Here is a 25,072-nt window from a genome sequence, read left to right as displayed (position 1 = left end):
GTCTTTGGCTCCTTACTTCTCGCCCAGCCCGGCGATCTCGCGCCAACGCTTCATCGTTGCGCCCTCGACCGTGGCCGCGCCCGCGTTCGGCAGGCCCGTGGCGCCCGACTGGGCGGGCGCGAGGGCGCCCTCGCCGAACAGCCACGGCTCCGCAGCCTTCAGCTTCTCGATGTCGTTGTCGTGGTCGGGGGGGGCGTGGGCCGCCTTGACGTTGCGGACGCCCGCGAGCTGAAGCTCGAGCCCTATGCGCTGTTCGTCGCCCTGCTTCGTCTCGTCCTGCAAGCCATTCATGACCCGTCCTTTCAATAAGGGGGGCAAATAAAAAGCCCGCACCTTGTACGTACGGGCACCATCAATCGGTGTCACAAAAGACGGATTATTGGTTGTTCGGACTTCTTGCGCCGTCTAAATCAAAATCAATCCCAAGCGAGATGGGCTGCCCTGGAAAACGCCTGTGTATCTTGCAGCTGATTGCGTAGCAATGCAACATCCCGGCAGTCCTGTACGGCTGAGATATCGGCAATCTTGTCGCGTAATGCACCGACAGCGGAATCTGCTGCCGCATTGGGCTCGGCGGTAGATGGAATGGACGGTAGCTCGCCTGCTTCGAGCGCGGGAAAGGCCGGCTTGAGCCGTGCAAGCCAGCTTGACCTTCCTTGGTAGCTTTCCACAAACGCTCCGTAGGAAGTGTGTAGCGAGTCAAGGGCTTGGATGCAGGGCTCTAGTGCGGCGACGGTTTTCGCCTCCTGCCCCTGCGCATACGCCTCGTAGGATTCTATGAGCTTTTGGGCATCGGAATTAAAGGGTGTCCCACAGAAAGGGCACTCGTCTCCATCCAAAAGTTTGAGTCCCGCTTCAACGAAACGACGCTTGGATGTCACGCTCCTGATGAAATCGACGGCAAAATCATCCCTTGTGTAACGCGTCTTGAGCAGCACCTTGGCTTCATCGATCACTTCCACATCGAAAGGAAAGCTCAATCCTGCGAGCTGCGGTATGTCATCAGGGAGGCTACCCAAAGCGCCGAGCTCCCTACGCTTGCCGTCGTAGTTGTGCTCTTCAAGGGGCAGCTCAAGGATCTTCTCTGTGCATGGAAGCGCCATCCACGGCCATGCCCGCCGCTCCGGCTGTGTATTGCTTCGCGGCTCGGGCCAGCCGGCTCCGCCTGCGTGTCGCTTCCGGCTCAGTTCAGCCGGCTGCGCCGTCTGCCCTTCGCGGCGGTCGCACACGCAGGCTGCGCTGTCTGTCTCTCGCGGCGCTGCGCATACACAATCTGCGCTCTGGGCATGGCCTGTTGGGAGTCCGACGTGCGCAGGGCGGGTCGGTTCCTCGCGGCGGCGCGCACTCCGCTACGGCAGACGGGGTGCTGCTCTCTCGTACTCGTTCGCGGGCGGTGGTGGGGTGTGGGGGGGGGCTGACTGGCGGCGACCCACTGCACTCTCCACCGTTGACCAATGTTCAATCGAGGTGTACCATCCGTCACGAGGAGGTGGCGGCCGTGACCAGAACCGTGATGGGCCCCGAGGAGCGTCGGCGCGAGCTGCTGGCGTGCGCGATGAGGCTCTTCGCCGAGGAGGGCTACGACAACGTGTCCGTGCGCGCCGTCGCGCGCGCCGCGGGCGTGGCGCCGGGGCTCGCCTACCACTACTTCGATTCCAAGGAGAGGATGTTCGCCGAGGCCATCGGGGACTACGCCCGCCGCTGCGCCGAGGGGATTAACGCGGTGCTGGACGAGGGGGACCTCCCGCTGGACGAGAGGCTCGGGCGCGCGCTCGATCTCGGCGCGGCCGGCGGCTACCCCTACGCCGCCTTCTTCCACACCGAGGGAAACGGGACGCTCCACGACAGGCTCTCGCTCGCCATGTGCGAGGCGGTGCGGCCACACCTGCGCGCCGCGCTCGAGGCCGATGCCGCCTCGCGCGGCGCGGCTGCGCCCTACGCCGACGAGCTCGCCGCGATCATGACCTACGGCGCGGTGGGCCTCGCCTCGGGCCCGGGCATGCCGGACGGCGCCGCGACCGCCGCCGCCCGCCGCTACCTCCGCGCACTGCTCGCCGAGTTCCGCTCGGGGGGCGCCGCCGACTAGGGATCCCGCCCCGGCCGAGGCCGGGGCTCTTTTCGGCCGATTGTATTGAACAATGCTCAACAGAAAGGACAGCAGATGGACAACAGGACGGACGAGGAGCGCGCCGAACTGCTGCGCTCGCGCTCCCGCGAGGCCTTCGACGCTCAGGCGCCGACCTACGACGAGAGCGTGCAAGGCGATCACGCGCGCCGGCTCTACCCGCACGTGCTCGCGGAGGTGGCGCGCGCCGTGGCGAGCAGCCCAGCGCCGCGCCTGCTCGACCTGGGCTGCGGCACGGGCGCCCTCGCCGAGCTGGTGCTCGGCGAGATCCCGGGCGCGTGCCTCGGCTGCGTGGACCTGTCGCCGAGGATGGTCGAGGCCACGAGGGAGCGCCTGGGCGGGCGGGCCGAGGTCCTCCTCTGCGACGCCGAGCGCCTGCCCTTCCACGACGGCTCGTTCGACGCCGCCTGGTGCAACGACTCCTTCCACCACTACCCGGACCCCGAGCGCGCGGCCTTCCAGGCGTGGCGCGTGCTCGCGCCCGGCGGCACGCTCGTCGTCGGCGACGCGTGGCAGCCGGCGCCCGCCCGCGCGATTATGAACGCATGGATGCCGCATTCGCGCGAGGGGGACGTCCGCATCTACTCCGAGGCCGAGATGCGCCGCATCCTCGGCATCTGGTTCAGCGACGTGTCCTGGCGTCGCGCGGGCTCGACCGCCTGCGTCGCCGTCGCGCGCAAGGGTACCTGAGGCGGACCGTCCCCAACCCCTTCCGACAACAGATCCATCAATATGGGCGGTGACTAACGAGGGGGACGAGAAGGACGTCGAGCCATCCGTCGCCACCCGGGGCGCAGCCACCGCCGCCCGCTGCCCATCGAAGGTTGTCCGCAGTCTCGCTTGTCCGCTGCCGGCAGTGGTGTCACCCCGGCCCGGCGGCGGATGGACCTGGCCGTGCGGCTGCCCTTGCGGTCGCCTCGTCCTCGCTGCGCCACTTGGCCCGGTACTCCCACGGCTCCAGGAGGCCCGCCGCGACCTCGTCCATGCCCTGGCGCTTCTCCGCCGCCGTGTCCGTGATGATGATGTCGTCGAGCGTCACACGCATTAGTCCCTCGTCGGGCAGTTCCACCCCGAGCCTGCGCTCCGTCGCCAGCAGCGCCCGGCATATGCCCGCGATCGCACCCTCCAGCGCGTGCTCGTGCCTGCGGATGTTGCGCATGAGGGTCGAGTTGTCGGCAGAGATCTCCGCGGCGGTCTTTGCGTAGCCGACGTTCTCCAGGTCGAAGTGGTTGATGTCGAAGTCGCACAGGTCGCCAAGCGTCCGCAGTGCGACCCTGAACGCCCGCGCCTGGTCCTCGGTGCGCATCGCCGGTGCGAACTCGTAGATTGTGCTTCTGGTGTTCGTGCGGCTTCTATAGTAAATATCGAATTATGCTAAATGAGTCTGTAGTACATCGAACTAAATATCATCTGCTGATATAGAAGTTCAGATTATGCTAAATTACTCTAAACTACTCAGGCATTCATTGGCGAAAGGAAGGAGCCGCGCCGTGGCCAGCACCCTTCAAGAGCTCCGCAAGCAAGTCGGTTACCGGACCGCGCCCGAGTTCGCGCGCGCCATGGACATACCCGAGTCTACCTACGCCCGCTACGAGAGCAGCCCGGATAAGATCCCCCTCGACAAGGCGTGGAGGCTCGCCGACGTCTTCGACTGCTCCATCGACGCCATCGTCGGCCGCGAGCGCATCGAGGTGGGAGACGCTCGCGGCGAGGTGCAGCGCGCCTACGACAACCTTTCGCCCGACTCCAGGGTCGCCCTAGACAAGTACCTCGCGTTCCTCGCGCATTCCGACGCCGACGAGCGCGCCCGGGCCGAGGAGGCGGAGCGCCGGCGCTTCGAAGCACTTGCCACGACCTATGAGACCCTTTACATCAACTCCCTCAACGAAGACGCCCCCTTCGGCGAGCTCGCAAACGAAGGGGACCCCGAGAAGCGCCGCGGCGGCTTCGAGGCCTTCATTACGCTCATGGCCGAGGAGAAGCGCGGCGAGTCCGGCACCGAGTTCGAACGCATCCGCGACGAAGCGGTGATCGCCAAGATCATGGACGCCTATGATCGCATCCACTGGGTCGACCTGTCGCGCGTGGTGTACGATTCCCGCACCGATGTTTTCGACCGCATGTTCATTAGCTTCGACAGCACCGCGCGCGCCGGGAGAGGGGGTGCGGGCGGCAAGTAGCGCGAAAAAACGAGAGTGACCCCGCGGGAGCGGCAACTCCTACGGGGCCCGGTCCAATCCAGAGGCATCCAGAGAGGACGGTGACATTATATGTCATCACGCACGAACCTACCCAAACCCAACGTGAGCAAGGGCAAGCGGACGCTCCAGCGCATGCGCCGCGAGGCGGGTTTCCGCTCCGCCAAGGACTTCGCCGAGCGCGTGGGCATCCCCATGTCCACCTACGCCCGCTACGAGCGCGCGGGCGACGGACCCGAGTGCGGCATCCCGCTGCCCAGCGCCTGGGCGATAGCCGACGCGCTCGGCTGCTCCATCGACCTCGTCGTCGGCCGCGAGGACATCGACGCCGCCGGCGGCGACTCGATTCAGGGGCGCGTCGAGGCCCTCTCGCGCACCGGCCGCGAGATGCACGACGACTACCTGCGCTTCCTCGAGTTCCGCGAGGACGCGGACGCCTCCCAGGATTGGAGGTGGTAGGTGTGGCCAAGGCCATTGAGGCGCAGCTTCAAATTGAAGCTCGGCGGTCTGTGCGGGTTTTCCGGGAGCTATGTTTCTAAAATGAGGTGGCTAATTACGCAGCGATCGATGTGCGACTTGTTGAGCTGGAGTGGGCGCCATGCTACTGAACACGGGTGAATACAAAGAGTCTCTCGGCCATGTGGTCAAGATTATCTCTTCCGCGCGGTCGAATGCGGCGCAGAAGGCTTCTGCAGAGATGATTCGCATGTACTGGCTCATAGGCAACGAGCTTGTGGCGCGTTCGGAGTGGGGCAACAAATACATTGAGACTCTTTCGAAGGACATTAGAGCTGCATTTCCGGGCATTAAGGGTTTTTCGGTTCGCAGCCTCAAGTACATGGCGAAGTTCGCACGTGAGGTGGGTTCAGAATTGCGCAGCAGTTGCTGCACAATTCCATGGGGCCATATGATACTGCTCCTCGACAAGACCAGGCTTGGGGAAGAGCGATTGTGGTACCTGAACGTGACTATCGAAAATGGCTGGTCGCGTGCGGTTCTTGACCACCAGATTGACCTGCAGCTCTACGAGCGCCAGAGGCTTGCCGGCAAGGTGACCAACTTCTCTCGTACCCTGCCCGCGCCGGAGAGCGAACTCGCCCAGCAGGCGCTCAAAGACCCGTACGTGTTTGACTTCATCACCACCAGGCAGGGCCACCAGGAGCATGAGATTGAACAGCAGATGGTCTAGAACGTCACCAAGACCCTGCTAGAGTTGGGGACGGGGTTCGCTTTCGTGGGCAGGCAGTATCACCTTGCGGTGGGCGGTGAGGATTTCTATATCGACCTGCTGTTCTACAATGTAATGCTGCATTCTTATATTGTCGTCGCATCTCTCCTTTCGGCGCTGAGCAGGCATTCCTGGCCGGAGCGGTCGCCTGGTCCGCCCTGCGCCGCGCTACAATCAAAGACGCCACAACGTGCTTGGAGGTCGTATGAAGCTGACGAATGAAGAGCTCGATGCCCTGCTGGCAAAAGCCGGCCTGCGCCTCGATCAGGAGCACAGCCCGCGTTGCAGCTATCGCAAGACCGAGTGGCTGCGCACCGCGTGCCTGGCGTGCGGCACGCAGGCGGATTACCGCCTCGCCTACATCTTGGACAAGAACGCGATTGGCGAGAAGGTCTGCCGTGCGTGCTACTGGCGCGAATGGTATCGCGGCGAGGAGGATATCCATTACACAAACGGCATGAGCCTTGTCGAGGCGAAGCAGCATCTCGTAGCGGCGGGCACGGGGGAGGCTCCCGTCGACATGAGCGAGGCCGAGGCCCGCGCATTGGCCCGCAAGAACGGTTACGGGCTCGTCGAGCTGCTCCAGGGGGCGCGTCCTGGGGAGCAGCTCTTTGTTGTCCGCTGCGTGAGCTGCGGCAGGCAGACGGTGGAGCGCGTGGGCGACGTCGGCTTCGGCTGCACCTGCTCGAAGTCGAAGAAATAGATGGCGCCGAGCCACTCCGACAGGGCACGCTCAACAAGAAGGGGATTCTGGCGGCGCCACCATAGGACAGAATCAGGACATGTCTCAATTTATCAGGACACGTTCCGATAATGTCCGGATCAAGGGCGGCTCTCATCGACAGCGATGGTCTTGCTGCGCCTTGCGCCCACGAATTCGAGAACTGGGATTGCAGGGGGCGATACCTCTGGGCTCGTCGGTGAGCTCTCGAGAAGATCTGTTGCGTGAAGCAACTGATGAAGACTCTCAAGATCTTACTCGTCTTCCTTGCTGGCTGTAGCCGCACGGATGGCCTGGCATTTTCCGTGAGATAATGCGTACAACGAGAAAGGGGCCGCTCATGATCTACACAGCGCTTACCAACCGCGCCATGCAAATTGCCTACGAAGCGCACGCGGGGCAGGTCGACAAGTGCGGCGCGCCCTACGTGTTCCACCCGTATCATCTCGCGGAGCAGATGCCTGACGAGGTCACGACCTGCGTGGCCCTGCTGCACGATGCGGTGGAAGACACGCCCATCACGCTCGAAGAGCTGGAGCGCGAGTTTCCGCCGGAGGTCACCGAGCCGCTGCGGCTGCTCACGCACGACCCCGCCGTGCCTTACCGCGATTACATAGACGCCCTTGTCGTCGATCCGGTCGCACGCACGGTCAAGCGCGCCGACCTCATGCATAACCTGGACGAGACGCGGTTTGAGGGCTGCGGGCACATCGACGAGGCGAAGCTCTCTCGAAGGCGCGAGCGCTACCGCGTCGCCCTCGATGTGCTGGACGAGGGCGAGCAGTTCAGCCTCATGCTGGAGCACCGCTCGGCGGTGGCGGAACGCGTTCTCTACGAGGCCGACCCCATGGAGCTATGTGGGGGCGAGGGCGGCGCGCCGATTGACGAGTACTCGTTTGAGGCGCTCATTCTGGCGGCGTGCGTCTCGCCCGAGACGCCCATCTCGGAGGTCGCGCGAATCATCGATCTTGTGCTGGAGGCGACGTTCGACATCGAACTTTGTCCGAGTGAGCGCGAATCTCTCGCGAGAAAACTCCTCGACGCGTGGCCGGAAGACCGTGGCCTCATGGACGGAACTCCTGAGGAGATCATCGACATGGCAATCGAGGATTACCGGGAAATGCGGGAACAATGGGAAGGGGAGGCGCCGGCTATGGCGTTTCCGGATGGGAGCGCCGTTAAGAGCGACATGACCGTGCACGCGCTCGCGCGCATGGCGAGACTGTGACGAAGCGCGCCCTCGTTCGCGCCTGATTGCAAGAGCTTGAACCGCAAGGACGATGCTCCCAAGTTCGATGGCGGGATCTACATCGAATTCGATCTCATCGCCGTGCGCCTGCAATGGTGCTCGAAAACATCTGTTTGCAGGCATGACTCGGCGAAATAGCGGGGATTCCTGTTTCTGGGGCGTGGCTTGTGCCGACGCTTCTGCGACCCCGAACGGCGCGGCAAGCTCCATGCCGGATCTCCATCCCGAGCCGATAGACGTTGGATGCAGCGTGGATGTGGATTGGTGGCTCAAGCCCTCGGCATGATCAATTGTGCAATAGCTACTGCAAAACTCGTTCGGCGCGTTATCGCTCAGGATTGACCTGTGGCTCCTTTCGTTGTGGACGACCGGGAAGCGCCGCGCGTCGAGGCGCCGTAGTCGGCGGACAGGCTGAAGTGCAGATAGCTGGAGAGGAGCGTTAGCGCCGCGGCGGCACCTGGACGAACTTGATTCGTGACACTATACTTGTACGTAGTAGTTCCGTACGAATGGTGGGCTTCAAGAGGAGGATGACATGGCAACGCTTGTTTTGGAAAAGCCTTGCAGGATGGACCTGAGGCTAACTGGCTCCCAACGAGCCAGTTATGAGGAGGCGGCGGCGCTCAAGGGTCAGACGCTCACGCAGTGGTCGACCTCCAAGCTCGATGAGGCGGCGGCGGCAGATATAGAGGCTGCACGCCTGACCCGGCTCGCGGGGCCCGCGTTTGAAGAGTTTTGCTCGATGCTCGACGCTCCGCTGCCGGAGTCGACTCGCGAGCTCCTTGCCCGTGAGGAGATCTGGGTGTGACGGCTGGGTTTTCCCGGCCCGTCCAGCTTGCGGCGGGGGAGGGCATAGAGGGTTTCCATTGCGGCGTCGAAATCGTTGACGAATGGGCTGCGCGCCATGCCGCAACCGCCCGCGCTCGGGGCACGGCTGTGGTTTACGTGTCGCGCTGCGCCGGGCGCGTGGCGGGCTTCTATACGCTGAGCACGCATTCTGTTGTGCGGTCCGACATCGGCGGGGGATGGCTCGCCCGCAACGCCCCCTCCCGGGTCCCCGCCGTGCTTCTGGGGATGCTGGGCGTGGACGACGACTTCAAGGGGATGGGTCTCGGCGCCGCCCTTCTGCGCGATGCGATCATCAACGCCTCCAAGGTGGCGGCGATTGCCGGCGCGCGGGCGCTTGTGGTTGATCCCGCAGACGATACGGCCGCGGCGTTCTATGTCCGTTTTGGTTTCAGCCCCATAGGAGATTCGGGCCGGATGGCTATCAGGCTGTAAGTTGCACATCGAATTGTGCAATAGCTATTGCACGCTAGACCGCGGTAGCCTTGCCCAAAGCTGGCAGATGGGTCTTTCGTCCTTAAAAATGTGGAGTCCAACATTTTTAAGGACGAAACCTGCAGGCGGACGTTGCCGGCGGCATGTCACGAGTCTCCCGAATCGCGTATCATTGCGGGCGAACAAGCGATAAGGAGATCCCCATGAAAGCCCTGGTACACGACGGCAGCGGACATATCGCACTCGAGGATCGCCCCGAGCCGCAGCTGCAATCGCCGCACGACGCCATCATTCGCGTCACGTGCTCGACCGTCTGCACGAGTGACCCGCACATCATCCACGGCGCCGTTCCACGTGCCACGCCCAAGGGCGCCCAGACCCTGCCGCTGCACGAGATGTACGGCAAGAACCTCGTCTTCAAGACCGGCGGCGTCGACGCCTGCAACTTGCGCGAGACCATGCGCCTGGTGCAGGAGGGCCGCATCGACACGGGCTGCCTCATTTCCGGCCGCTACCCGCTCAACGACATCGTGGAGGCGTACCGCGCGTTCGAGGCGCACGAGGACGGCTGCCTCAAGCTGGTCATCACGCCCTGGGAGGATCGATAGATGCTGTACTCACTCGCCCCCATGGAGGGGATCACGGGGCACACATTCCGCCGCGTGCACGCTGAGTGCTTCGGCGCGCTCGACCGCTACTACACGCCCTTCCTCCCACCGCCGCGCGTGGGGTCCCCCTTCGGCGGCAAGAACCTCAAGGAGATCGACCCGGTCAACAACCAGGGCCTGAACGTCGTCCCGCAGCTGCTCACCAAGAACGCCGACGAGTTTGTGTGGGCCGCACGCGAGCTGGCCGAGCTGGGGTATGGCGAGGTTAACCTCAACCTCGGTTGCCCGTCCGGCACGGTCGTCTCCAAGGGCAAGGGCTCCGGCTTCCTGCGCGACCCGGACGCGCTCGAGGCGTTCCTGCGCGACGTGTGCGAGCGCTCGGCCCTGCCCGTCTCGGTCAAGACGCGCCTTGGACTCGAGGACGACTCCGAGTACGGGCGCATCCTCGAGCTGTATTGCACCCTGCCGCTCGCGGAACTCATCGTGCATCCGCGTGTGCAGAAGGACCGCTACCAGGGCAAACCTCGCTGGGAGCCGTATGGCAAAACGCTCGAGCGCGCGCCCTTCCCGGTGGCCTACAACGGCGACATCTTTGGCACGGGGGACATGGATGCGCTCGCGGAAGCGCACCCGCGGACCCGTCATGTGATGCTCGGACGCGGGTTGCTCGCCAATCCGGCCCTCGCGCGCATGCTCGCCGGCGGCCTGGCTGCGAGCGCGGACGAACTCAGACAGTTCCACGACAAGCTGTTCCATGCATACGTCGACGAGATCGGCGGCAACGCGGTCTTCCGCATGAAGGAGTGGTGGTTCTACGCCAAGTGCGCCTTTGCCGACCCCATGGCGGTGCATCGCACGGTGCGGAAGGTCCGGAAGATCAATGAGTATGAGGTTGCGGTTGAAAAGGTGTTCAATACCCAGTCTCTTGCCGCTGTTGCCCGGTTCTCGGGGTAGATGCCCACGGCGGTGGCTTCAAACGGGTTGATTCGTTGCAGCGAGGGCGTCGGAGGTGGTAAACGTGCACCATCAAATAGCAAGTCGGACAAAATAATGAACATCCGTTTATTAAAAAGGTCCGCGCGATGTGGCGTCGAAGGGAAGACCATGCGCATGGATGAGGCGCAACAAAGGGAATACTACGGGCTCCTTCGCGAGCTCATGACGTACGCCAACGAACGCTTGGGCGTTGTGCCGGTTTTCGATGTATTCAGTCCAGCTTGGCCCATTGAACCTGAACTTGAGGAAAAATGCCTGCTCGTGTTGCAGGAGCTGTGGCACACGCCCGACGTAATTGATGACTTTGCGCAAGAGGAAGTCTATCGCTTGTCGGCTTCTGAGCTGAATCTGGTCCGGAGCTGGAAAGATGCCCTGTTTGGCATATACATCGTGCTCGAAGTGCAAGACGGTACTGCCTTGCTCGTGGGCGATGGCATCTTGTTCAGGGTGAGTGGCTTTGGGGAGACCCTGGAGCTCGGATTTCCGGTGCTTCCCGTTTGCGTTGAGGGCGCTTTGCTTCCTTTCGGCGATGTCATCGTGATGCAAGAGCCCATGCGCGTGCATGGGCTGCCCCCTCTGTCAAAAGAGGAAGCGAATGCGTACGCTGCGTCTGTGGAATGCCCTCCCATCTCGGATGCGCGGACGTTCAGACTCACCGCGCGCGCCGAGAAGACGCGCGCCCTCCAAAACAAGATCGATTACTTGCTTAATGATGCCGAGCACGAGGACGAGCCCAGCGAGGGCTTCCATCGCGGCGTGCTCTATGGCCTTCCCGAAGAAAAGCGCGCTGAGCTCGTTGAGCAAGAGGCCGTAGCGCTGCTTGAGTCGCTTGAGGGAGAGGGGGTGGCTGATTGCCAAGTAAAACCCCAGGGGCAGGGGGAATCCACGCCTACGCAGGACTGTGGTGAGCTCGAAGCTATCGGATTCCCGTTGGATCAGGCCGTTCGAGTGATTGAATCGTGTACGTACTTGTACGGTGTGATCGAATTGGCAGAGGCGTACCGCCTGTATGCGGAAATGACGCTCACGCCCATCTCGATCGAAGAATTCAGGGGTGTCGCATCAGGCAGGTATTGGAGTCTGTGCCGCACGGGGCTAGTCTTCCGCCATGGTACCGAGTACGTAGCCAATCGCGTGCTGAGCGTTCCCTGCCTCGTGCACGATGCGGTCAAGGAGTGCGGGGACGGGGCGCTTCTCGGTCTTCTCGCCGCTATGGAAGAGGGCGGTGCGACGGTCGATGAGCTCTTTTATGCGTTGCGCGAGCAGCTCGCCGCACGTCCCGCCAACGACACGACGGCGGCTCGCATCCAGGCTGCCTATGATCGTTTTGAGAGCCAAACCAACGAGTATATCGACCAGCTTATCCAAGAGCACCGTGCCACCCCGCGTTGTCCGCTCAGCTCCGATCTGGTCAAAGACGGATGGCTCGATTTTGCCTGTTCGCTGCCGGAGGCCATAGCACTTAGGAATTTCCTCGATGGCATCGTGCCGGATGGGGAGAACGAATATTTCTTCGCCGATCGCATGGTTGAGGACCTGATGACCTCCGTGGTTGCCACGGGCTCGCTCGGATCTGCCATGCGCGCGTTGAAGCTCTATGGATATCCGCACGAAGCGCCTTCCACGGTGAAGCTCATTCGCCTCGTCATCAATTTCTACCAGGCGCTGCCCTCGTGGGATGATAACGGCTGGTCAAGACGAGAGCACATGGAGCGCCTGACGGGTCGCAAGGTGTTTTACGCGCCGGACGGAAGCGAGATCCGCGTGAGCGACGCAGACCCGTGCCCATGTGGCTCGGGCAAGGCGTATGGGGAGTGTTGCGGAAAGCGGCGCCGACGCATCGTTGGGGCCTCGTGGCAAAGGAACTGAACGAACGTGTAGAGCGTTCATTGCGGATGGGGATGCGGACATTTTCTTAGACAATCCTACACCGCGTAGCCCAGCGCAAGGCGGTCTCGTCGGGCGTCCTCCAGCCAAGTGCCCGCGAGAGGTGGTGGTAGTAGGTGCTCCTGGGGATGTCAAGGAAGCGGGTAATCGTCGACGTCGGAAGACCGGTGGCCCCCTCAATCTCCCGGCGAGCCCGCACCTGCTCCGCATCGGGGTCGAAGGGGGTGCGAGCCTCCCTCTTTTAGGTCGTCCGACACCGCCCTGAGCAGCAGCTTCTCTATCTGGTCGGGAGTCATCTCGGCGAGCGGGCCCGTCTCGGGCGGCTCGTACGGCCCCTTGATCTCGATCTTCCCCACTCGGGCTCCCCTCGGGTCGTGCGGGCGTCGCCGCCCCCGATTCTACCCGAGTCCCAGGGCCTGCCGGTGTAGCTGTGCGGCAGCATCCCCGCGTCCCAGCTTCTGGCGGCCCCTCCCCCGACGCCGACGAACGCCGCGGCCTCGGCGACGGACATGCCATCCTCTCGCGCGAGCAGGAACAGCCCGACCTCCTCTTTGGTGTGCATGCGAACCTCCAGACCAGACACCGTCAAGGTGTCCAACTTTTCGTCCACAGTCCCTTTTGACCACAACCGCCAAAACGAAAAGAAAAAGGTGGAAGACGGCGTGCGTCTTCCACCTTTGCATCCCTGCGAGTGTGCAGACAGACTAGCGGCGCTTCTTTCTTAGGGCCGTTGCGGCGCCAATGAGCGCGGAGGCGCTCAGGGCGACGGGCGTGGCGATAGCGGCGATGTCACCAGTCTGGGGGAGCGGGCCGTTCGTGCCTGCGGGCTTCTTGTTCGGCTTGTTGCCGGTCTCGGGCTTGGGGTCGGGCTGCGGCTGCGGCTCGGGTTCCGGCTGCGGGTCGGGCTGCGGCTGCGGCTCGGGTTCCGGCTGCGGGTCGGGCTGCGGATGCGGGTCGGGCTGCGGCTCAGGCTCGGGGGAAGGCGCGGGGATCTTCTCGAAGACGGCCTCGACAACGGCATCGCCGCTCTCGGTGTCGACTTCGGTGACCTCGACGGACGTCGTGGAGGTGGGGCCTGCAACATCGACCGGCGTCCCGTTCTTGGTGACGGATGCGATGCGGTAGCCCTCGTCGGGGGTCACGGTGAAGGTCGTCTTGCCGTCCTTGAGGGCGACAAATCCCTCGGGCGTCACGGTGCCGCCCACGCCGGCGCGGCCCACGGCGCCAAAGCTGGTGAGGCTGTCCGCGGCGAGGGTGATGTCAAGCTTGTCCAGGCGTGGGGACTTTTCCTTGGGCCCCTTGAACACGAGCTGGGAGGTGCCGGGTTTGTTCACCGTGAAGGTAAAGTCGACGGTCTGATATGCATCCGCATTGGTGTGCCCGGCCGCATGCTCACCCTTCGCGATGATGGGGTCATCGGCGTTGGCGTCGGTCCACACGACCTTGTTGTTGCTGGAGCCGCTCATGTAGCGCAGCTTGACGTTGTAGGTGCCTGCGCGCTCGACGGTGAACGGAATGGCGATCGTGTCGTTCTCGCCCACGGAGTCGACGAGCTTGCCCAGGCTCGCGCCGTCGCGATCCTTGATCGCCATGGGCCAGTTGTTGTCACCCGTGGTGTCGTTATGCAGCACGCCGAGCTCGAACTCGATGGTCGAGGTGGTGCCAACGATGCTCGGGAACGCGAATGGCTCATCCTCGGAGTAGGCCTTGCGGATCTCGAGACCCGACTGTGCAGCCTGGAGGACCTTCATGGCCTCGAAGATGGCATCGGCGGAAGGATTGTCCTTGGCTACCACGGCGTGTGCGGTGACAAGCGCCTTGTCGAGGACTCGGACGCTCTCGGCCGTGTACTGTCCGGCGTTGGCCGCCGCCTCGGCGTTCTGGATGGCCTCCTTGAGCTTCTCAAGGGTGTAGTTGGACTCGCGGTCGATGATGGTCACCGTCACGTCGTCGTTGGAGCCGATCACGAGGCCCTCGGGGGAGACCGGAGCCATGGTCACGTAGAACTGGCCGTTGCCGATGGTGCTGGAGCTCACGACGCGCTTGGTGCGGACCTGGACGGTCTTGTGTGTCTCGCCCTCGTTGAAGACTACGTGTTTGGAATCGGTGTCGAAGTCGCCCTGAACGGCGGAGCCGGGCTCAAAGTTCACGACCACCTCGGCGCTGCCGGTGGAGCCGCCGCTGCGCGTGACGCCGAGCTCGTAAACGGAATTCTCGTCCATGGTGATCTCGGTCACGTCGAAGTCGATCATGCCCGCGCCGTTGTTGTTCAGGTAGGCGGCGGCGTCGATGCCAACGGCTCCCTTGTCACCGCCCACGACCTCGATTTTGACGGTGTGGGTGCCCGCCTCGAGGGTGTCGGAGGTGAAGAGCGGGACGCTCGTGGCGCGCTTGCTGGCACGGGTGTTGATCTCGATCGGCTCTTTGCCGTCGATCGTGATCTTGGCGTGGCCATGGTTGGGGTCGACCGTGCCCATGAGCATGAACTTGGTGCCATCGAACTGGAAGGTCGCGGTTGCGCCGGCCTGGCCGGTCCACATGCTGGTGCCGTCGATGAAGCTGGCGTTTTTCTCCTGGTTCCACCCGCTGCTGGTCTGCATCTTGGCGTTGTCGAGGATTTCCATGCCCTCGGGGACGGGCATGGGCTTCTCGAAGGCTTTGGTGGTCTTGAAGACGCCGACCTCGGAGATCTGGGCGACCTTGCCGTCAAGGGTGCTGAGGTCGATCTTGATGGCGCTGGCGGTCACGTTCGAGCCGCGCACGAGGCGCTTGGCGCCCACGGTGCCGCCCTTGCCGTACTCCACCCACTGGCCGCCGGCGTCGCGGTACGAGACGGCGAAGTTCTTGATGTGCTGGCCGTTCTGGATGGCCTCCTCAAAGGAGACCACGTTGAAGGTGCGCTCCTCGGGAAACTCGATGAGGAGCGACTGGGTGCCCGTGGCGTCCTTGGCGCTCCAGTAGGTCTCGTCCTTGCCGTCGAGCACCTTGCCGGGGCCGTACGCGGGGTCGTTCTCCCAGGCGCTGCTGGCCTTGGCGGTCGCCGCCGTACGCCCCTCGCCCTCGCGCGTGAGGTCCTGGGCGAAGGTCTTCTCAACGTTGTCGCCAAAATCGAGCGTGCGCTGCTTGATCTCGGGGTCGACCGTGCCCGTATCGTTGGGCGGCACGTTGAGCAGCAACGGGGCGCCGTGACCGACCGAGTTGAAGTACATGTTGCTGAGCTCGGTGAGGGTCTTGGGAGTCTTCATGTTGTTGTGCCAGAACCAGCCGGCGGTGATGCGGGCGTCCGCCTCGGGCATGATCCACTTGCCTCCTGTTGGGGAGCCAACGCTGACCTCCGCGCCCACCGTGGGGTCGTTTTGGATGTTCTTGTTCCAGGGGACCTCGGCGGAGCTCGAATCCCAGTTGGGGTTCATCTCGACGCGGTTCCAGGCGGTGTCTCCGGCAAGGCCGTTCTCGTTGCCCACCCAACGGACCTCGGACTGCAGGCCGCACTGGAAGAGGACGCACTCGTCGCCCTCGAGCTCCTTGATGGTTTTGGCAAAGCGCTCGAAGTTGTAGTTCTGTGCGTCGGCGCCGGTGCCCTTTGCGCCGTCCATCCACACCTCGACAAACTTGCCTTTGTTGCCGTACTTGGGATCGCCGAGGATCTCGCGCAACTGCCCGTCGTAGAAGTCGTTGTAGTTGTCGGGCTTTCCGTCCTTGTTGCCGTAGCTCGGCTCATGGATATCCCAGGGGGAGAGGTACAGGCCCATGTCGAGGTCATATGTGGAGCACGCCTTGGAAAGCTCCGCCAGGATGTCGATCCGGCTCGTGGTGCTGCCCATGTCGTAGTCGGTCGACTCGCTGTTCCAGATGCAGAAGCCGTCATGGTGCTTGGCGGTGACGACCAGGCGCTTGAAGCCGGCCTCCTTGATCATCTTGACGTAGCCCTCGGCATCGAAGGTCTCGAGGTTGTTCATATAGGTGACCGCCGAGGGCATCTTGGTGCCGTAGTCGGTGCCCCACTCGACGCCCGAGAAGGTGTTGGGCCCAAAGTGGCAGAACGCCGCGAGCTCCTCCTTGGTGTATTTGTATTGACCCTTGTTGGGGACGATGTCGTCCTTTTGGGGCTGTGCGGTGGCAACGCCGTTGAGGCTCTCATCGGTGATCCATTGATCCGCGAACACCGCCGTGGGCAGTGCGAGCGATGAGCACAAACCGGCCACGATGGCAAACCGCGCGAGGTTTTTACGCTGCATATTCCTCCCATCACGTGCTGCCAGCCGGTGCTGGCAGGTACTGGTGGTGCATCCGGCTACGATCGGTGCAGGATGCACTCAATCGGAACAAGTTTGCCTGGGTGCCCAACCCCCCCCCTCGTGGAATCGGCAGGCGTATTAATTTGGAACATGAACGGTAGGTTTATGAGTTTCAGACGGCTAAAGGTGGAGCATTGGTATCTGTCCAGGAAGACCAGCGTGCGGGTTTCTACCAGACGAATAGTTGGTGCGATCGATCATCGCTAACCCAAAAGAGGAGCGGACAATCTATCGCTTGCGCGGGCTTAGGAAGGCCGATGCCCTCTGGCTCCTGATCATGAGCGTGCGGGACTGGACGCTCAAGATGCCGCCGACGAGGCGGCCAATGCGGCGGGGGAGGAGCGCGACGTCGCCCTGGATGAGCGCGATGACTCCGCTGAACATCGGCGTAGAGCGTTCATCGAGGGGAGGGGTTAATGGTGCAAAAAATCTAGCAATAGAACGCTTGCGAGGGTACCCTAAGGCCATGGGCAAGATATGAGCCGAGGCGCCAGGAGGCGCAAGGCGTGGGAAAGGAACGTGCCTCATGAAGAAATATGCGAACAGCGCTCTGTTCTATGCGATCCTGGCCATGATCGGCGGCGTGTTCTTCCGCGAGTTCACCAAGTTCTTTTCGTTTGACGGCGCGACCACCCTGGCGTTCGTGCACACGCATTACTTTGCCCTGGGCATGATCATGTTCTTGCTGCTCCTCGTGCTTGAGAAGACCCTGCACATCGCCGACCGCTCCGTGTCCCGTGCGGTGGTTGCCTACCACGTAGGTCTCAACGTTACCGCCCTCATGCTCGTGGCTCGCGGCGTGCCCCAGGTTCTGGGTATCGATCTTTCCCGCGGCATGGACGCGGCGATCTCCGGCATCGCCGGGTTGGGCCATATCGTTTTGGGTGTGAGCATTGTACTCATCCTGCTGGGCGTCAAACGCGCCGTGGCCCGCGCCGAGAAGAGATGATGGCAAGCCAAGGAAAAACCTCCGGCGACTTATGTCCGCCGAGCGGCATCGCGGCTGGTGGATGGTGGCGAAGATAGCAAAAAGGCGAACTGTCAACCGTGGTTGACAGTTCGCGTAATTCTCTTATGGTGGAGCCGCGGAGAATCGAACTCCGGTCCACGACAGCTCCCTGATCGGCATCTCCAGGCTCAGTCACTCATTTAGTCTCGGACGCCTCGCGCGGAGCGACACGCTCTCGGCGTCCCAACCGGTTCGGTCTTAGCCCGCGCCATACCGATTACGTGCGCGGGAGCATTCCCCTCAAATGACGTCGCGCCGGTGTCGGGGAAATCACCGGGTTGACGCGCCGCTATAAATTAAGCAGCGAGAGCCAGCTGGGGCTCAAAAGAAGAATTCTTGTCAATTCATTTTGACGGTACCCCTGTTTAACGTGGGCGAGGAGACCACGGCCTGCTTCCTCTCTCAGAACTATCGTGTCGAAACCAGTCGGCCCCTCATGTGAGGGTCGTGGTGCCGCATGAGCGGCGACGACCTGTCAAAGTACCCGAACTGCGAACGTGCCGCAATCCGTAAGCGAACAGTGTACCACGTTCGCGTCTCGAGCGTCTTCAGGGCACTCATGTGACGCACAGCGGGAGAAGAAGCCCCATGATTTGCGGACATCTGTTCATCTTCACGACTCATTGGGGTACAAGTCATACAGACGAGAGGAGCTCAGATGGAAGACAAGGCGAAAAACGCGGGTAAGGTTGCGATTGTTTTGGAGGGCGGCAGCTTTCGTGGCCAGTTCACCGCGGGCGTGCTCGACGTTCTCATGGAGCACCGCGTTGAGGTCGCGGCGTGTTACGGAACCTCTGCGGGTGCGCTCAACGGCCTGAATTACAAGAGCCGTCAGATCGGTCGTGCAAACCGCGTGAACCTGGCATTTTGCAATGATCCGCGCTACATGGGCGCTCAGTCGCTCATTACCACCGGCAGCATGGTCGGCTACGATTTCATGCTCAACGACGTACAGGATCGCCTTGACCCCTTCGATAATGACGCCTATTTGGCGAATCCCATGGAAATGTATGCATGCGCCACGGATGTGATGTTCGGAACTGCCGCGTACCTGCCGGTTCGCAATGCAACGCTCGACATCGACGCCGTGCGCGCCTCCACGTCCTTGCCGCTGGTTACGCAGCCTGTCGAGATCGATGGGCACCTGTATCTTGACGGTGGCACCGCCGATTCCGTACCGGTTGAGCATGCGCTCGAAGATGCGGGTTTTGACCGGGCGATTGTGGTGCTCACGCAGGATCGCGATTACGTCAAGGGCACTTATGGGCTCATGCCGGCTGCTCAGCGCGCATACGCCGCATATCCGTATTTGCTGGAGGCAATGGAGAATCGTCACGTGCGCTACAACGAGCAGCGCGAGCACATTTGGGAATATGAGCGTGAGGGCCGGGCATTTGTGCTGGCGCCGCCGCGCCCCGTTGAGGTGGGGCATGTCGAACACGATGCGGCGAAGTTGCTCGATCTGTATATTCAGGGCCGCCAAGAGGCGGTTGCCCATATTGATGAGATACGGGAGTTCGTGGGCAAATAGGGGCTGGACGGAGGCGTGACGTCGATACCGCGCATTCCATTGGCAGCTGAATATCGACCGCTTACCGGTTGGTCTCGATTTCTCATACCAGTAAGACTACCTGCTGGCACTTCGTGGTATAAGAAGAGTGAACAAAGGGTCCTCTCCACTGAGATACTCAGAGAAGCCCCATCAGAGGGCGGAGAGGTCGGGAACCCGGGTAGGCGTAAGGCCCCCGGGTTCCTTCTTGCTAAACACCAGAGGAACATCCGGGGCGTCGTCATATGCCTATTCCCATACTTACCCGCCTGTGCAGAAGTTCTGCACGTATAGCGGAAATGCGTTGACTTCGCAGCACAGGGCGGTATTATTGACAAGTTACTTTCCAGAGCCCCGTGAAACTCTGTTAAGACACACGTACTGTACATGGAGGAAAAGTGATTCTTAAGTCGACTCACTACGCCAAGCAGGGTGAGGTTGCCCGTAACTGGGTCCTCATCGACGCCGAGGGCGCCACGCTGGGCCGTCTTGCTGCCCAGGTTGCCAAGATCCTGCGCGGCAAGAACAAGCCCCAGTTCACGCCCAACTCCGACTGTGGTGACTTCGTGGTTGTCATCAACGCCGATAAGGTCCAGCTTACCGGCAACAAGGCCGACCACAAGACCTACTACCGTCACTCCGGCTACAATGGCGGCCTCAAGGCGGAGTCCTTCCGCCAGGCTATGGAGAAGCACCCGGAGAAGGTCATCGAGCGCGCTGTCCGCGGCATGCTCCCCAAGACCACTCTCGGCCGCAAGCAGCTGACCAAGCTCAAGGTCTATGCTGGCGCCGAGCATCCGCACGCTGCTCAGAACCCCGTCAAGATCGAGCTGGAGGGCTAAAAGATGGCTGAGAACACCGTTGTTTACTACGGCACCGGCCGTCGCAAGAACGCCGTTGCTCGTGTCCGTATCGTCCCTGGCACCGGTAAGGTGACCATCAACAAGCGCGACGCCGAGGAGTACTTCGGCCGTCACCAGCTCGTTGAGGACGCCCTTGCCCCCTTCAAGGTGACCGACACCCTCGGTTCCTTTGACGTCATCGCCCTGTGCGATGGCGGCGGCATCACCGGTCAGTCCGGCGCCCTGCGCCTGGGCATCGCCCGCGCCCTTCTCGAGGCGGGCGACTATCGTGCCGACCTCAAGCGCGCTGGCTTCCTCACCCGTGACGCCCGCGTCGTCGAGCGCAAGAAGTACGGCCTCAAGAAGGCCCGCCGCGCTCCCCAGTTCTCCAAGCGCTAAGGTGTTTGCGAAGACGTTTCCCGTATGGAAATGGGCCTACCGAGTTTTTCGGTGGGCCCTTTTTTTGTACCATTACGACGGTGCGGAATTTTCGTTCTCAACAATGTCCGCCCCACATCAGACCGGCGTCGTATGGGCGCTGGGCGTATGGAAGGAATGCGAATGAAGTACTTCGGAACCGACGGCTTCCGCGGCGAGGCGGGCACGACCCTCACGGTCGAGCACGCGTATAAGATTGGTCGCTACGTAGGTTGGTACTACGGCGCGCGCCAGAACCGCAAGGCCCGCGTCATTGTGGGTAAGGATACGCGCCGCTCGAGCTACATGTTCGAGTCCGGTCTCGTTTCCGGTCTGGTCGCTTCCGGTGCCGATGCGTACATGCTCCACGTCATCCCCACGCCGGGCGTTGCGTACGAAACCATCGACGGCCGCTTCGACTGCGGCATCATGATCTCGGCGAGCCACAACCCCTATACCGATAACGGCATCAAGCTCATGAACAGCGAAGGCTGCAAGATGGACGAGGAAGTCCTTGAGCTCATCGAGGACTACATCGACGGCAAGAGCGAGATCCCGTTCGCCTCGGGCGATGAGATTGGATGCACGGTCGATTACATGCAGGGCCGCAACCGCTACATCGCGCATCTGATCGCCAGCGCGAATTTCTCTCTGCAGGGCGTGAAGGTCGGCCTGGACTGCGCGAATGGCTCCGCCTCCTCGGTGGCAAAACCCGTGTTCGACGCCCTTGGCGCCGATGTCCGTATCATCAACAATGCGCCCGACGGCTTCAACATCAACGTCGACTGCGGCTCCACGCATATTGAGCGTCTGCGCCGTCATGTGGTCGAGCAGGGCCTTGATGTGGGCTTTGCCTATGATGGCGATGCGGACCGCTGCCTGGCGGTCGATGATCGCGGTAACGTGGTCGACGGTGACCTGATCCTGTATGTGTGCGGCACCTACCTGCACAAGCACGGCCGTCTCACCGCCGGTACCGTGGTCCCCACGGTCATGAGCAACCTCGGTCTGTTCCGCGCGCTCGACCGTGCCAACCTCAAGTACGAGACTACGCCGGTGGGCGACAAGTACGTCACCGCCTGTATGCGCGAAAAGGGCTATAGCCTTGGCGGCGAGCAGTCGGGCCATGTCATCTTTGGCGATATCGAGACTACGGGAGACGGCATCATGACGTCCCTGCGCATCATGGAGGTCATCCGAGCCGAGCGCATGAAGCTCTCCGAGCTGTGCGCCCCGGTTAAGATCTTCCCGCAGGTGCTCGTCAACGTGCGCAGCGAGCGCAAGGCCGAGCTCGATGAGTGCAAGCCCGTGTGGGACGCCGTTCGCGCGGCAGAGGAGGAGCTGGGCGAGCGTGGTCGCATCCTCGTTCGCACCTCCGGTACCGAGCCGCTTGTGCGCGTGATGGCCGAGGCAGAGACGCAGGAGGCGGCACAGGCCGCCGTCGACTCGATCGTTGCCGTGGTCCAGCGCGAGCTCCCCTAAGCGAGCCCTGGTTTCCGGGATTGGTTTTCGGTCTCACAGTTCGGTAGAATGGAGAGACATGGGGGACCTCAAAGGAGTTAGATGTTCGACAGATTTCTCAAGTCGCTTAACGTGAACACTCGCACGAGCGTACTGACCTCGCCCTTGGCGGGCCATGTTATCCCGCTTTCGGAAGTCTCTGACCAGATGTTCGCCAAGGGCTTGCTTGGTCAGGGCGTGGCCATTCAACCCACGGGCAATCGCGTGGTGGCCCCGTCCGATGGTAAGATCGAGGCGATCTTCCCCACGGGGCATGCGGTGGCGATTCATACCGCCGAAGGCCTCGACGTGCTCATCCACGTTGGCCTGGAGACGGTTAGGCTCGATGGCAAGCATTTCAAGGTGAACGCGTCCGTGGGAGATGCAGTGCATCGCGGTGACGTGCTCATAGAGTTTGACGGAGAGGCCATCGCAGCCGAGGGCTATGACGTCACGGTGCCGATCCTTATCTGCAATTCTGCGGAATATGCCAGCATTAAGGGATCGGAAGGAGCGGATGTCGAGGAGCTCGACCAGCTCATCACCGTTCGTTCGCGGTAACGGGGCCCGATGGGGCAATTGGAATGACAAACCCGCCAGGAGTTTCTCTTGGCGGGTTTCCCTTAGCTTGAGGGCTTGCGAGGCCATACTTGCATTTCCTCGCGCAACCTTCACAATAGAAGTGCTGGGGCGAACGCGTCCGAGTCGCCGTGGACGGGCAGGGGCCTCGACACGGTGGGGATTTTGACATACGCGCCCTCGCCCTGGACGGTGCGCGTCTCACGTTGGTTGCGGCCGACGGGGCCGCATGTGCCGGGACTGGATGTCCCGGAGGAAAGGAGCGCGTCATGCGTATCGTTCACGCCGCCGACTATGAGGATATGAGCCGAAAGGCGGCAAATCTCATCGCCGCTCAGGTTGTCATGGATCCCTGCTGCGTCTTGGGTCTTGCCACCGGTTCCACGCCCATCGGCACCTATCAGAACCTCATCAAGGCCTATGAGGCGGGCGATCTGGACTTTTCCCAGGTGAGCACCTACAACCTGGACGAGTATCGCGGTTTGTCCCACGACGATCCCCAGAGCTACCATTATTTCATGAAGGAGAACCTGTTCGATCACATCAACATCGATCAGGCCAACACCCATGTGCCGGACGGCTCCAACCCCGATGCCGAGGCCACGTGCGCCGAGTACGACCGTATCGTCGAGGAGGCCGGCTATCCCGACCTGCAGCTCCTGGGCATTGGCAACAATGGCCACATTGGTTTCAATGAGCCCGACACCTGCTTCTCCAAGGGCACGCACTGCGTCGACCTCACCGAGAGCACCATCGAGGCCAACAGCCGCCTGTTCGACAACATCGAGGACGTTCCTCGTCAGGCGTACACCATGGGCATCCACACCATCATGAACGCCTACATGGTGCTCGTAATCGCCAATGGCGAGAAGAAGGCCCAGGCCGTGCACGACATGTGCTTTGGCCCCATCCAGCCTTCCTGCCCGGCTTCTATCCTGCAGCTGCACCCCAACTGCGTGGTCATCGCCGACGACGCGGCCCTGTCGCTCTGCAAGTAATCTTCGCTGCATTGCCCTTGGGCCTCGGCTGCGCGCCGAGGCCCTTTTTTTGACTGTGCTGACGCCTGAACGCCTGCGGGCGAATGACGGGGCTACTTCATCCGGGCATTGAGCTCGCCGGCGAGTTCGTCGAGCGAGATGCCGTAGCGTTCGAGGGTCACGAGCAGGTGATATACCAGGTCACCCGCCTCATAGCGGATGTGATCGTGATCGCGATCCTTGCAGGCCATGATGATTTCGCTGGCCTCCTCGGCGAGCTTTTTGAGCAGCTCGTCCTCGACATCCGTGAGTAGACGCGCCGTATAGCTCTCCTGAGGAGAGGCGTCGCGGCGCGCGTGGATGGTGGCGGCCAACCCCTCGAGGGTCTCGCCGATGTTACCGGGTTGCACGTTGGCGGTTCTAACTCCCATGTTGGTCTCCTGTTCGATGATGTGCCGGTGCGAACGCGGGGCGCCGACGGCGCGGGGCGGCGACGGCGTTATTCCGCCCCGACCGTGTTGAAGAAACAGGTGCGGTTGCCGGTATGGCACGCGGGGCCGGGCGAGTCGACGAGCGCGAGCAGCGTGTCGGCGTCGCAGTCGGCGCGCAGCTCGATCACACGCTGCATGTTGCCGCTGGTGGCGCCCTTGTTCCAGAGCTCCTGCCGGCTGCGGCTCCAAAACCAGGTGGTGCCCGTCTCGAGCGTGAGGCGCACCGACTCTCGGCTCATCCAGGCGACCATGAGCACCTCGCCCGTATCGTGCTGCTGCACTACGCAGGTGATGAGGCCACGGTCGTCAAATTGCAGGTCATTGATGTTCATCAGAAGTCCAATCTCACGGGAATGCCCTGGGCGGCCATGTATTCCTTCACCTGGCGGATCGAGTAGGTGCCAAAGTGGAAGACGCTTGCGGCGAGTACGGCATCGGCCTCGCCCTCCAGTACGCCCTCGGCGAAGTGCTCGAGCGTGCCCACGCCGCCTGAGGCGATGACAGGAATGGACACCGCGCGTGCCACGGTACGGGTGAGCGCTAGGTCGAATCCGGCTTTTGTGCCGTCGCGGTCCATGCTGGTGAGCAAGATCTCACCAGCCCCGCGGCGAGCCGCTTCCTCTGCCCAGGCAACGGCGTCGATGCCGGTGGGGGTGCGCCCGCCGGCAAGGTAGACCTCCCATCGATCGGCACCCGGCGCTCCGGGCTTACCCACGCGTTTGGCATCGATCGCCACCACAACGGCTTGGCTACCGAATGCGGCCGCGGCTTGCGTGATGAGATCGGGGTCGCGCACCGCAGCCGAATTAACCGAGACCTTGTCGGCGCCGGCGGCAACCATGGTGCGCATGCCGGGAAGGTCGCGGAATCCTCCGCCCACGGTGTAGGGGATGGCGAGTTCGGCGGCGGCGTGGGCCGCCATGTCGATAGTCGTGGCACGGTTATCGCTCGTGGCGGTGATGTCGAGGAAAACCACCTCGTCGGCACCCTCGCGATCGTAGACGGCGGCGAGTTCGATGGGATCGCCGGCGTCGCGCAAGTCAACGAAGTTCACGCCCTTGACCACACGCCCATCGCGCACATCGAGACAGGGAATAACACGTTTGGTGAGCATGGT

27 protein-coding genes and 1 other RNA gene are annotated in these 25,072 nt (G+C 62.4%); 20 read left to right on the top strand and 8 right to left on the bottom strand.

Annotation, left to right across the window (positions count from 1 at the left end):
- Positions 1-12: 12 nt before the first annotated feature.
- Both ACX9NZ_RS06700 and ACX9NZ_RS06695 read right to left on the bottom strand, forming a co-directional pair.
- Entirely contained in the window at positions 13-291 is a 279-nt protein-coding gene (locus tag ACX9NZ_RS06700; protein ID WP_407496562.1) for a hypothetical protein, read from the bottom strand.
- 125 nt (positions 292-416) lie between these two features.
- Positions 417-1,019, bottom strand: coding sequence for a hypothetical protein (locus ACX9NZ_RS06695; protein WP_407496560.1), 603 nt, complete (start codon positions 1,017-1,019; stop codon positions 417-419).
- Between the two features lie 479 nt (positions 1,020-1,498).
- On the opposite strand from ACX9NZ_RS06695, the gene ACX9NZ_RS06690 reads away from it, so the two are divergent.
- The gene (locus ACX9NZ_RS06690; RefSeq protein ID WP_407496558.1) at positions 1,499-2,086 is read left to right on the top strand and encodes a TetR/AcrR family transcriptional regulator; all 588 of its coding nucleotides are present in this window, start codon (positions 1,499-1,501) and stop codon (positions 2,084-2,086) included.
- A gap of 75 nt (positions 2,087-2,161) precedes the next feature.
- On the top strand, positions 2,162-2,815 hold the full coding sequence (locus ACX9NZ_RS06685; RefSeq protein ID WP_407496556.1) for a class I SAM-dependent methyltransferase: 654 nt from the start codon (positions 2,162-2,164) through the stop codon (positions 2,813-2,815).
- A 172-nt stretch (positions 2,816-2,987) separates the two neighbouring features.
- Here the strand turns inward: ACX9NZ_RS06685 and ACX9NZ_RS06680 are convergent, their stop codons facing one another.
- On the bottom strand, positions 2,988-3,431 hold the full coding sequence (locus ACX9NZ_RS06680) for a hypothetical protein (RefSeq protein WP_407496554.1): 444 nt from the start codon (positions 3,429-3,431) through the stop codon (positions 2,988-2,990).
- A 184-nt stretch (positions 3,432-3,615) separates the two neighbouring features.
- On the opposite strand from ACX9NZ_RS06680, the gene ACX9NZ_RS06675 reads away from it, so the two are divergent.
- The 11 genes from ACX9NZ_RS06675 (at position 3,616) to ACX9NZ_RS06625 (ending at position 12,275) form a co-directional block, all read left to right on the top strand.
- Entirely contained in the window at positions 3,616-4,305 is a 690-nt protein-coding gene (locus tag ACX9NZ_RS06675; RefSeq protein ID WP_407496552.1) for a helix-turn-helix domain-containing protein, read from the top strand.
- A gap of 90 nt (positions 4,306-4,395) precedes the next feature.
- Complete coding sequence (locus ACX9NZ_RS06670; RefSeq protein WP_407496550.1) at positions 4,396-4,782, top strand: helix-turn-helix domain-containing protein; 387 nt, start codon at positions 4,396-4,398, stop codon at positions 4,780-4,782.
- Positions 4,783-4,921: 139 nt separating this feature from the next.
- Positions 4,922-5,512, top strand: coding sequence for a DUF1016 N-terminal domain-containing protein (locus tag ACX9NZ_RS06665; RefSeq protein ID WP_407496548.1), 591 nt, complete (start codon positions 4,922-4,924; stop codon positions 5,510-5,512).
- A gap of 15 nt (positions 5,513-5,527) precedes the next feature.
- Positions 5,528-5,773: a PDDEXK nuclease domain-containing protein gene (locus tag ACX9NZ_RS06660; protein ID WP_407496578.1), complete on the top strand. Its 246-nt coding sequence runs from the start codon at positions 5,528-5,530 to the stop codon at positions 5,771-5,773.
- Positions 5,757-6,254: a hypothetical protein gene (locus ACX9NZ_RS06655; protein ID WP_407496546.1), complete on the top strand. Its 498-nt coding sequence runs from the start codon at positions 5,757-5,759 to the stop codon at positions 6,252-6,254. The genes ACX9NZ_RS06660 and ACX9NZ_RS06655 overlap by 17 nt, the downstream gene beginning before the upstream one ends.
- Positions 6,255-6,612: 358 nt before the next feature.
- Positions 6,613-7,500 carry an HD domain-containing protein gene (locus tag ACX9NZ_RS06650; RefSeq protein ID WP_407496544.1) on the top strand — a complete coding sequence of 296 codons (888 nt, stop codon included), beginning with the start codon at positions 6,613-6,615 and terminating at the stop codon, positions 7,498-7,500.
- Between the two features lie 556 nt (positions 7,501-8,056).
- Positions 8,057-8,329: a type II toxin -antitoxin system TacA 1-like antitoxin gene (locus ACX9NZ_RS06645; RefSeq protein WP_407496542.1), complete on the top strand. Its 273-nt coding sequence runs from the start codon at positions 8,057-8,059 to the stop codon at positions 8,327-8,329.
- Positions 8,326-8,802 carry a GNAT family N-acetyltransferase gene (locus ACX9NZ_RS06640; protein ID WP_407496540.1) on the top strand — a complete coding sequence of 159 codons (477 nt, stop codon included), beginning with the start codon at positions 8,326-8,328 and terminating at the stop codon, positions 8,800-8,802. The genes ACX9NZ_RS06645 and ACX9NZ_RS06640 overlap by 4 nt, the downstream gene beginning before the upstream one ends.
- Positions 8,803-9,005: 203 nt before the next feature.
- Positions 9,006-9,410: an MDR/zinc-dependent alcohol dehydrogenase-like family protein gene (locus ACX9NZ_RS06635; RefSeq protein WP_407496538.1), complete on the top strand. Its 405-nt coding sequence runs from the start codon at positions 9,006-9,008 to the stop codon at positions 9,408-9,410.
- Positions 9,411-10,364: a tRNA dihydrouridine synthase gene (locus tag ACX9NZ_RS06630; protein ID WP_294121948.1), complete on the top strand. Its 954-nt coding sequence runs from the start codon at positions 9,411-9,413 to the stop codon at positions 10,362-10,364.
- 150 nt (positions 10,365-10,514) lie between these two features.
- Positions 10,515-12,275: an SEC-C metal-binding domain-containing protein gene (locus ACX9NZ_RS06625; protein ID WP_158574847.1), complete on the top strand. Its 1,761-nt coding sequence runs from the start codon at positions 10,515-10,517 to the stop codon at positions 12,273-12,275.
- Between the two features lie 722 nt (positions 12,276-12,997).
- Here ACX9NZ_RS06625 and ACX9NZ_RS06620 read toward each other — a convergent pair.
- Positions 12,998-16,531, bottom strand: coding sequence for an alpha-L-fucosidase (locus ACX9NZ_RS06620; protein WP_407496535.1), 3,534 nt, complete (start codon positions 16,529-16,531; stop codon positions 12,998-13,000).
- A gap of 586 nt (positions 16,532-17,117) precedes the next feature.
- Between ACX9NZ_RS06620 and ACX9NZ_RS06615 the strand changes: the two genes are divergently transcribed.
- Positions 17,118-17,540 (top strand): DUF2871 domain-containing protein, encoded by a 423-nt coding sequence (locus ACX9NZ_RS06615; protein ID WP_118654213.1) that lies wholly within the window; start codon positions 17,118-17,120, stop codon positions 17,538-17,540.
- 126 nt (positions 17,541-17,666) lie between these two features.
- Here ACX9NZ_RS06615 and ssrA read toward each other — a convergent pair.
- Positions 17,667-18,034: a transfer-messenger RNA gene (gene ssrA, locus ACX9NZ_RS06610) on the bottom strand.
- Between the two features lie 224 nt (positions 18,035-18,258).
- Between ssrA and ACX9NZ_RS06605 the strand changes: the two genes are divergently transcribed.
- The 6 genes from ACX9NZ_RS06605 to nagB all read left to right on the top strand — a co-directional run bounded on the left by ACX9NZ_RS06605 (position 18,259) and on the right by nagB (position 23,485).
- Positions 18,259-19,131, top strand: coding sequence for a patatin-like phospholipase family protein (locus ACX9NZ_RS06605; protein WP_294121945.1), 873 nt, complete (start codon positions 18,259-18,261; stop codon positions 19,129-19,131).
- A gap of 416 nt (positions 19,132-19,547) precedes the next feature.
- Entirely contained in the window at positions 19,548-19,991 is a 444-nt protein-coding gene (gene rplM / locus ACX9NZ_RS06600) for a 50S ribosomal protein L13 (RefSeq protein ID WP_118654215.1), read from the top strand.
- A 3-nt stretch (positions 19,992-19,994) separates the two neighbouring features.
- Positions 19,995-20,390 carry a 30S ribosomal protein S9 gene (gene rpsI / locus ACX9NZ_RS06595; protein ID WP_006720175.1) on the top strand — a complete coding sequence of 132 codons (396 nt, stop codon included), beginning with the start codon at positions 19,995-19,997 and terminating at the stop codon, positions 20,388-20,390.
- A 162-nt stretch (positions 20,391-20,552) separates the two neighbouring features.
- Complete coding sequence (gene glmM / locus ACX9NZ_RS06590) at positions 20,553-21,890, top strand: phosphoglucosamine mutase (protein ID WP_118654216.1); 1,338 nt, start codon at positions 20,553-20,555, stop codon at positions 21,888-21,890.
- Positions 21,891-21,971: 81 nt separating this feature from the next.
- Positions 21,972-22,469: a PTS sugar transporter subunit IIA gene (locus ACX9NZ_RS06585; protein WP_294158881.1), complete on the top strand. Its 498-nt coding sequence runs from the start codon at positions 21,972-21,974 to the stop codon at positions 22,467-22,469.
- A gap of 287 nt (positions 22,470-22,756) precedes the next feature.
- Positions 22,757-23,485, top strand: a complete 729-nt coding sequence (gene nagB / locus ACX9NZ_RS06580) for a glucosamine-6-phosphate deaminase (protein ID WP_294121943.1) — start codon at positions 22,757-22,759, stop codon at positions 23,483-23,485.
- Between the two features lie 92 nt (positions 23,486-23,577).
- On the opposite strand, the gene hisE is transcribed toward nagB, so the two are convergent.
- The 3 genes from hisE to hisF form a co-directional block, all read right to left on the bottom strand.
- Positions 23,578-23,895 carry a phosphoribosyl-ATP diphosphatase gene (gene hisE, locus ACX9NZ_RS06575; RefSeq protein WP_294121942.1) on the bottom strand — a complete coding sequence of 106 codons (318 nt, stop codon included), beginning with the start codon at positions 23,893-23,895 and terminating at the stop codon, positions 23,578-23,580.
- 68 nt (positions 23,896-23,963) lie between these two features.
- A complete protein-coding gene (hisI, locus tag ACX9NZ_RS06570; RefSeq protein WP_294121941.1) occupies positions 23,964-24,287 on the bottom strand; it encodes a phosphoribosyl-AMP cyclohydrolase in 324 nt (107 codons plus the stop codon).
- Positions 24,287-25,069, bottom strand: coding sequence for an imidazole glycerol phosphate synthase subunit HisF (gene hisF / locus ACX9NZ_RS06565; RefSeq protein WP_407496530.1), 783 nt, complete (start codon positions 25,067-25,069; stop codon positions 24,287-24,289). Before hisF ends, hisI begins: the two co-directional genes overlap by 1 nt.
- Positions 25,070-25,072 lie beyond the last annotated feature (3 nt).

The organism is Collinsella sp. BM28, assembly GCF_054551995.1.
This window is presented reverse-complemented; position numbering and strand designations above follow the sequence as displayed.

Excerpts from the sequence above, each read along its gene's own strand:
- ACX9NZ_RS06625 (WP_158574847.1), top strand. The coding sequence starts at position 10,515 with ATGCGCATGGATGAGGCGCAACAAAGGGAATACTACGGGCTCCTTCGC.
- hisI (WP_294121941.1), bottom strand. The coding sequence starts at position 24,287 with ATGAACATCAATGACCTGCAATTTGACGACCGTGGCCTCATCACCTGC.
- ACX9NZ_RS06655 (WP_407496546.1), top strand. The coding sequence starts at position 5,757 with ATGAAGCTGACGAATGAAGAGCTCGATGCCCTGCTGGCAAAAGCCGGC.
- hisF (WP_407496530.1), bottom strand. The coding sequence starts at position 25,069 with ATGCTCACCAAACGTGTTATTCCCTGTCTCGATGTGCGCGATGGGCGT.
- nagB (WP_294121943.1), top strand. The coding sequence starts at position 22,757 with ATGCGTATCGTTCACGCCGCCGACTATGAGGATATGAGCCGAAAGGCG.
- ACX9NZ_RS06635 (WP_407496538.1), top strand. The coding sequence starts at position 9,006 with ATGAAAGCCCTGGTACACGACGGCAGCGGACATATCGCACTCGAGGAT.
- ACX9NZ_RS06620 (WP_407496535.1), bottom strand. The coding sequence starts at position 16,531 with ATGCAGCGTAAAAACCTCGCGCGGTTTGCCATCGTGGCCGGTTTGTGC.
- glmM (WP_118654216.1), top strand. The coding sequence starts at position 20,553 with ATGAAGTACTTCGGAACCGACGGCTTCCGCGGCGAGGCGGGCACGACC.
- rpsI (WP_006720175.1), top strand. The coding sequence starts at position 19,995 with ATGGCTGAGAACACCGTTGTTTACTACGGCACCGGCCGTCGCAAGAAC.
- ACX9NZ_RS06670 (WP_407496550.1), top strand. The coding sequence starts at position 4,396 with ATGTCATCACGCACGAACCTACCCAAACCCAACGTGAGCAAGGGCAAG.
- ACX9NZ_RS06645 (WP_407496542.1), top strand. The coding sequence starts at position 8,057 with ATGGCAACGCTTGTTTTGGAAAAGCCTTGCAGGATGGACCTGAGGCTA.
- ACX9NZ_RS06665 (WP_407496548.1), top strand. The coding sequence starts at position 4,922 with ATGCTACTGAACACGGGTGAATACAAAGAGTCTCTCGGCCATGTGGTC.
- ACX9NZ_RS06680 (WP_407496554.1), bottom strand. The coding sequence starts at position 3,431 with ATGCGCACCGAGGACCAGGCGCGGGCGTTCAGGGTCGCACTGCGGACG.
- ACX9NZ_RS06615 (WP_118654213.1), top strand. The coding sequence starts at position 17,118 with ATGAAGAAATATGCGAACAGCGCTCTGTTCTATGCGATCCTGGCCATG.
- hisE (WP_294121942.1), bottom strand. The coding sequence starts at position 23,895 with ATGGGAGTTAGAACCGCCAACGTGCAACCCGGTAACATCGGCGAGACC.
- ACX9NZ_RS06700 (WP_407496562.1), bottom strand. The coding sequence starts at position 291 with ATGAATGGCTTGCAGGACGAGACGAAGCAGGGCGACGAACAGCGCATA.
- ACX9NZ_RS06650 (WP_407496544.1), top strand. The coding sequence starts at position 6,613 with ATGATCTACACAGCGCTTACCAACCGCGCCATGCAAATTGCCTACGAA.
- ACX9NZ_RS06630 (WP_294121948.1), top strand. The coding sequence starts at position 9,411 with ATGCTGTACTCACTCGCCCCCATGGAGGGGATCACGGGGCACACATTC.
- ACX9NZ_RS06685 (WP_407496556.1), top strand. The coding sequence starts at position 2,162 with ATGGACAACAGGACGGACGAGGAGCGCGCCGAACTGCTGCGCTCGCGC.
- ACX9NZ_RS06585 (WP_294158881.1), top strand. The coding sequence starts at position 21,972 with ATGTTCGACAGATTTCTCAAGTCGCTTAACGTGAACACTCGCACGAGC.
- ACX9NZ_RS06605 (WP_294121945.1), top strand. The coding sequence starts at position 18,259 with ATGGAAGACAAGGCGAAAAACGCGGGTAAGGTTGCGATTGTTTTGGAG.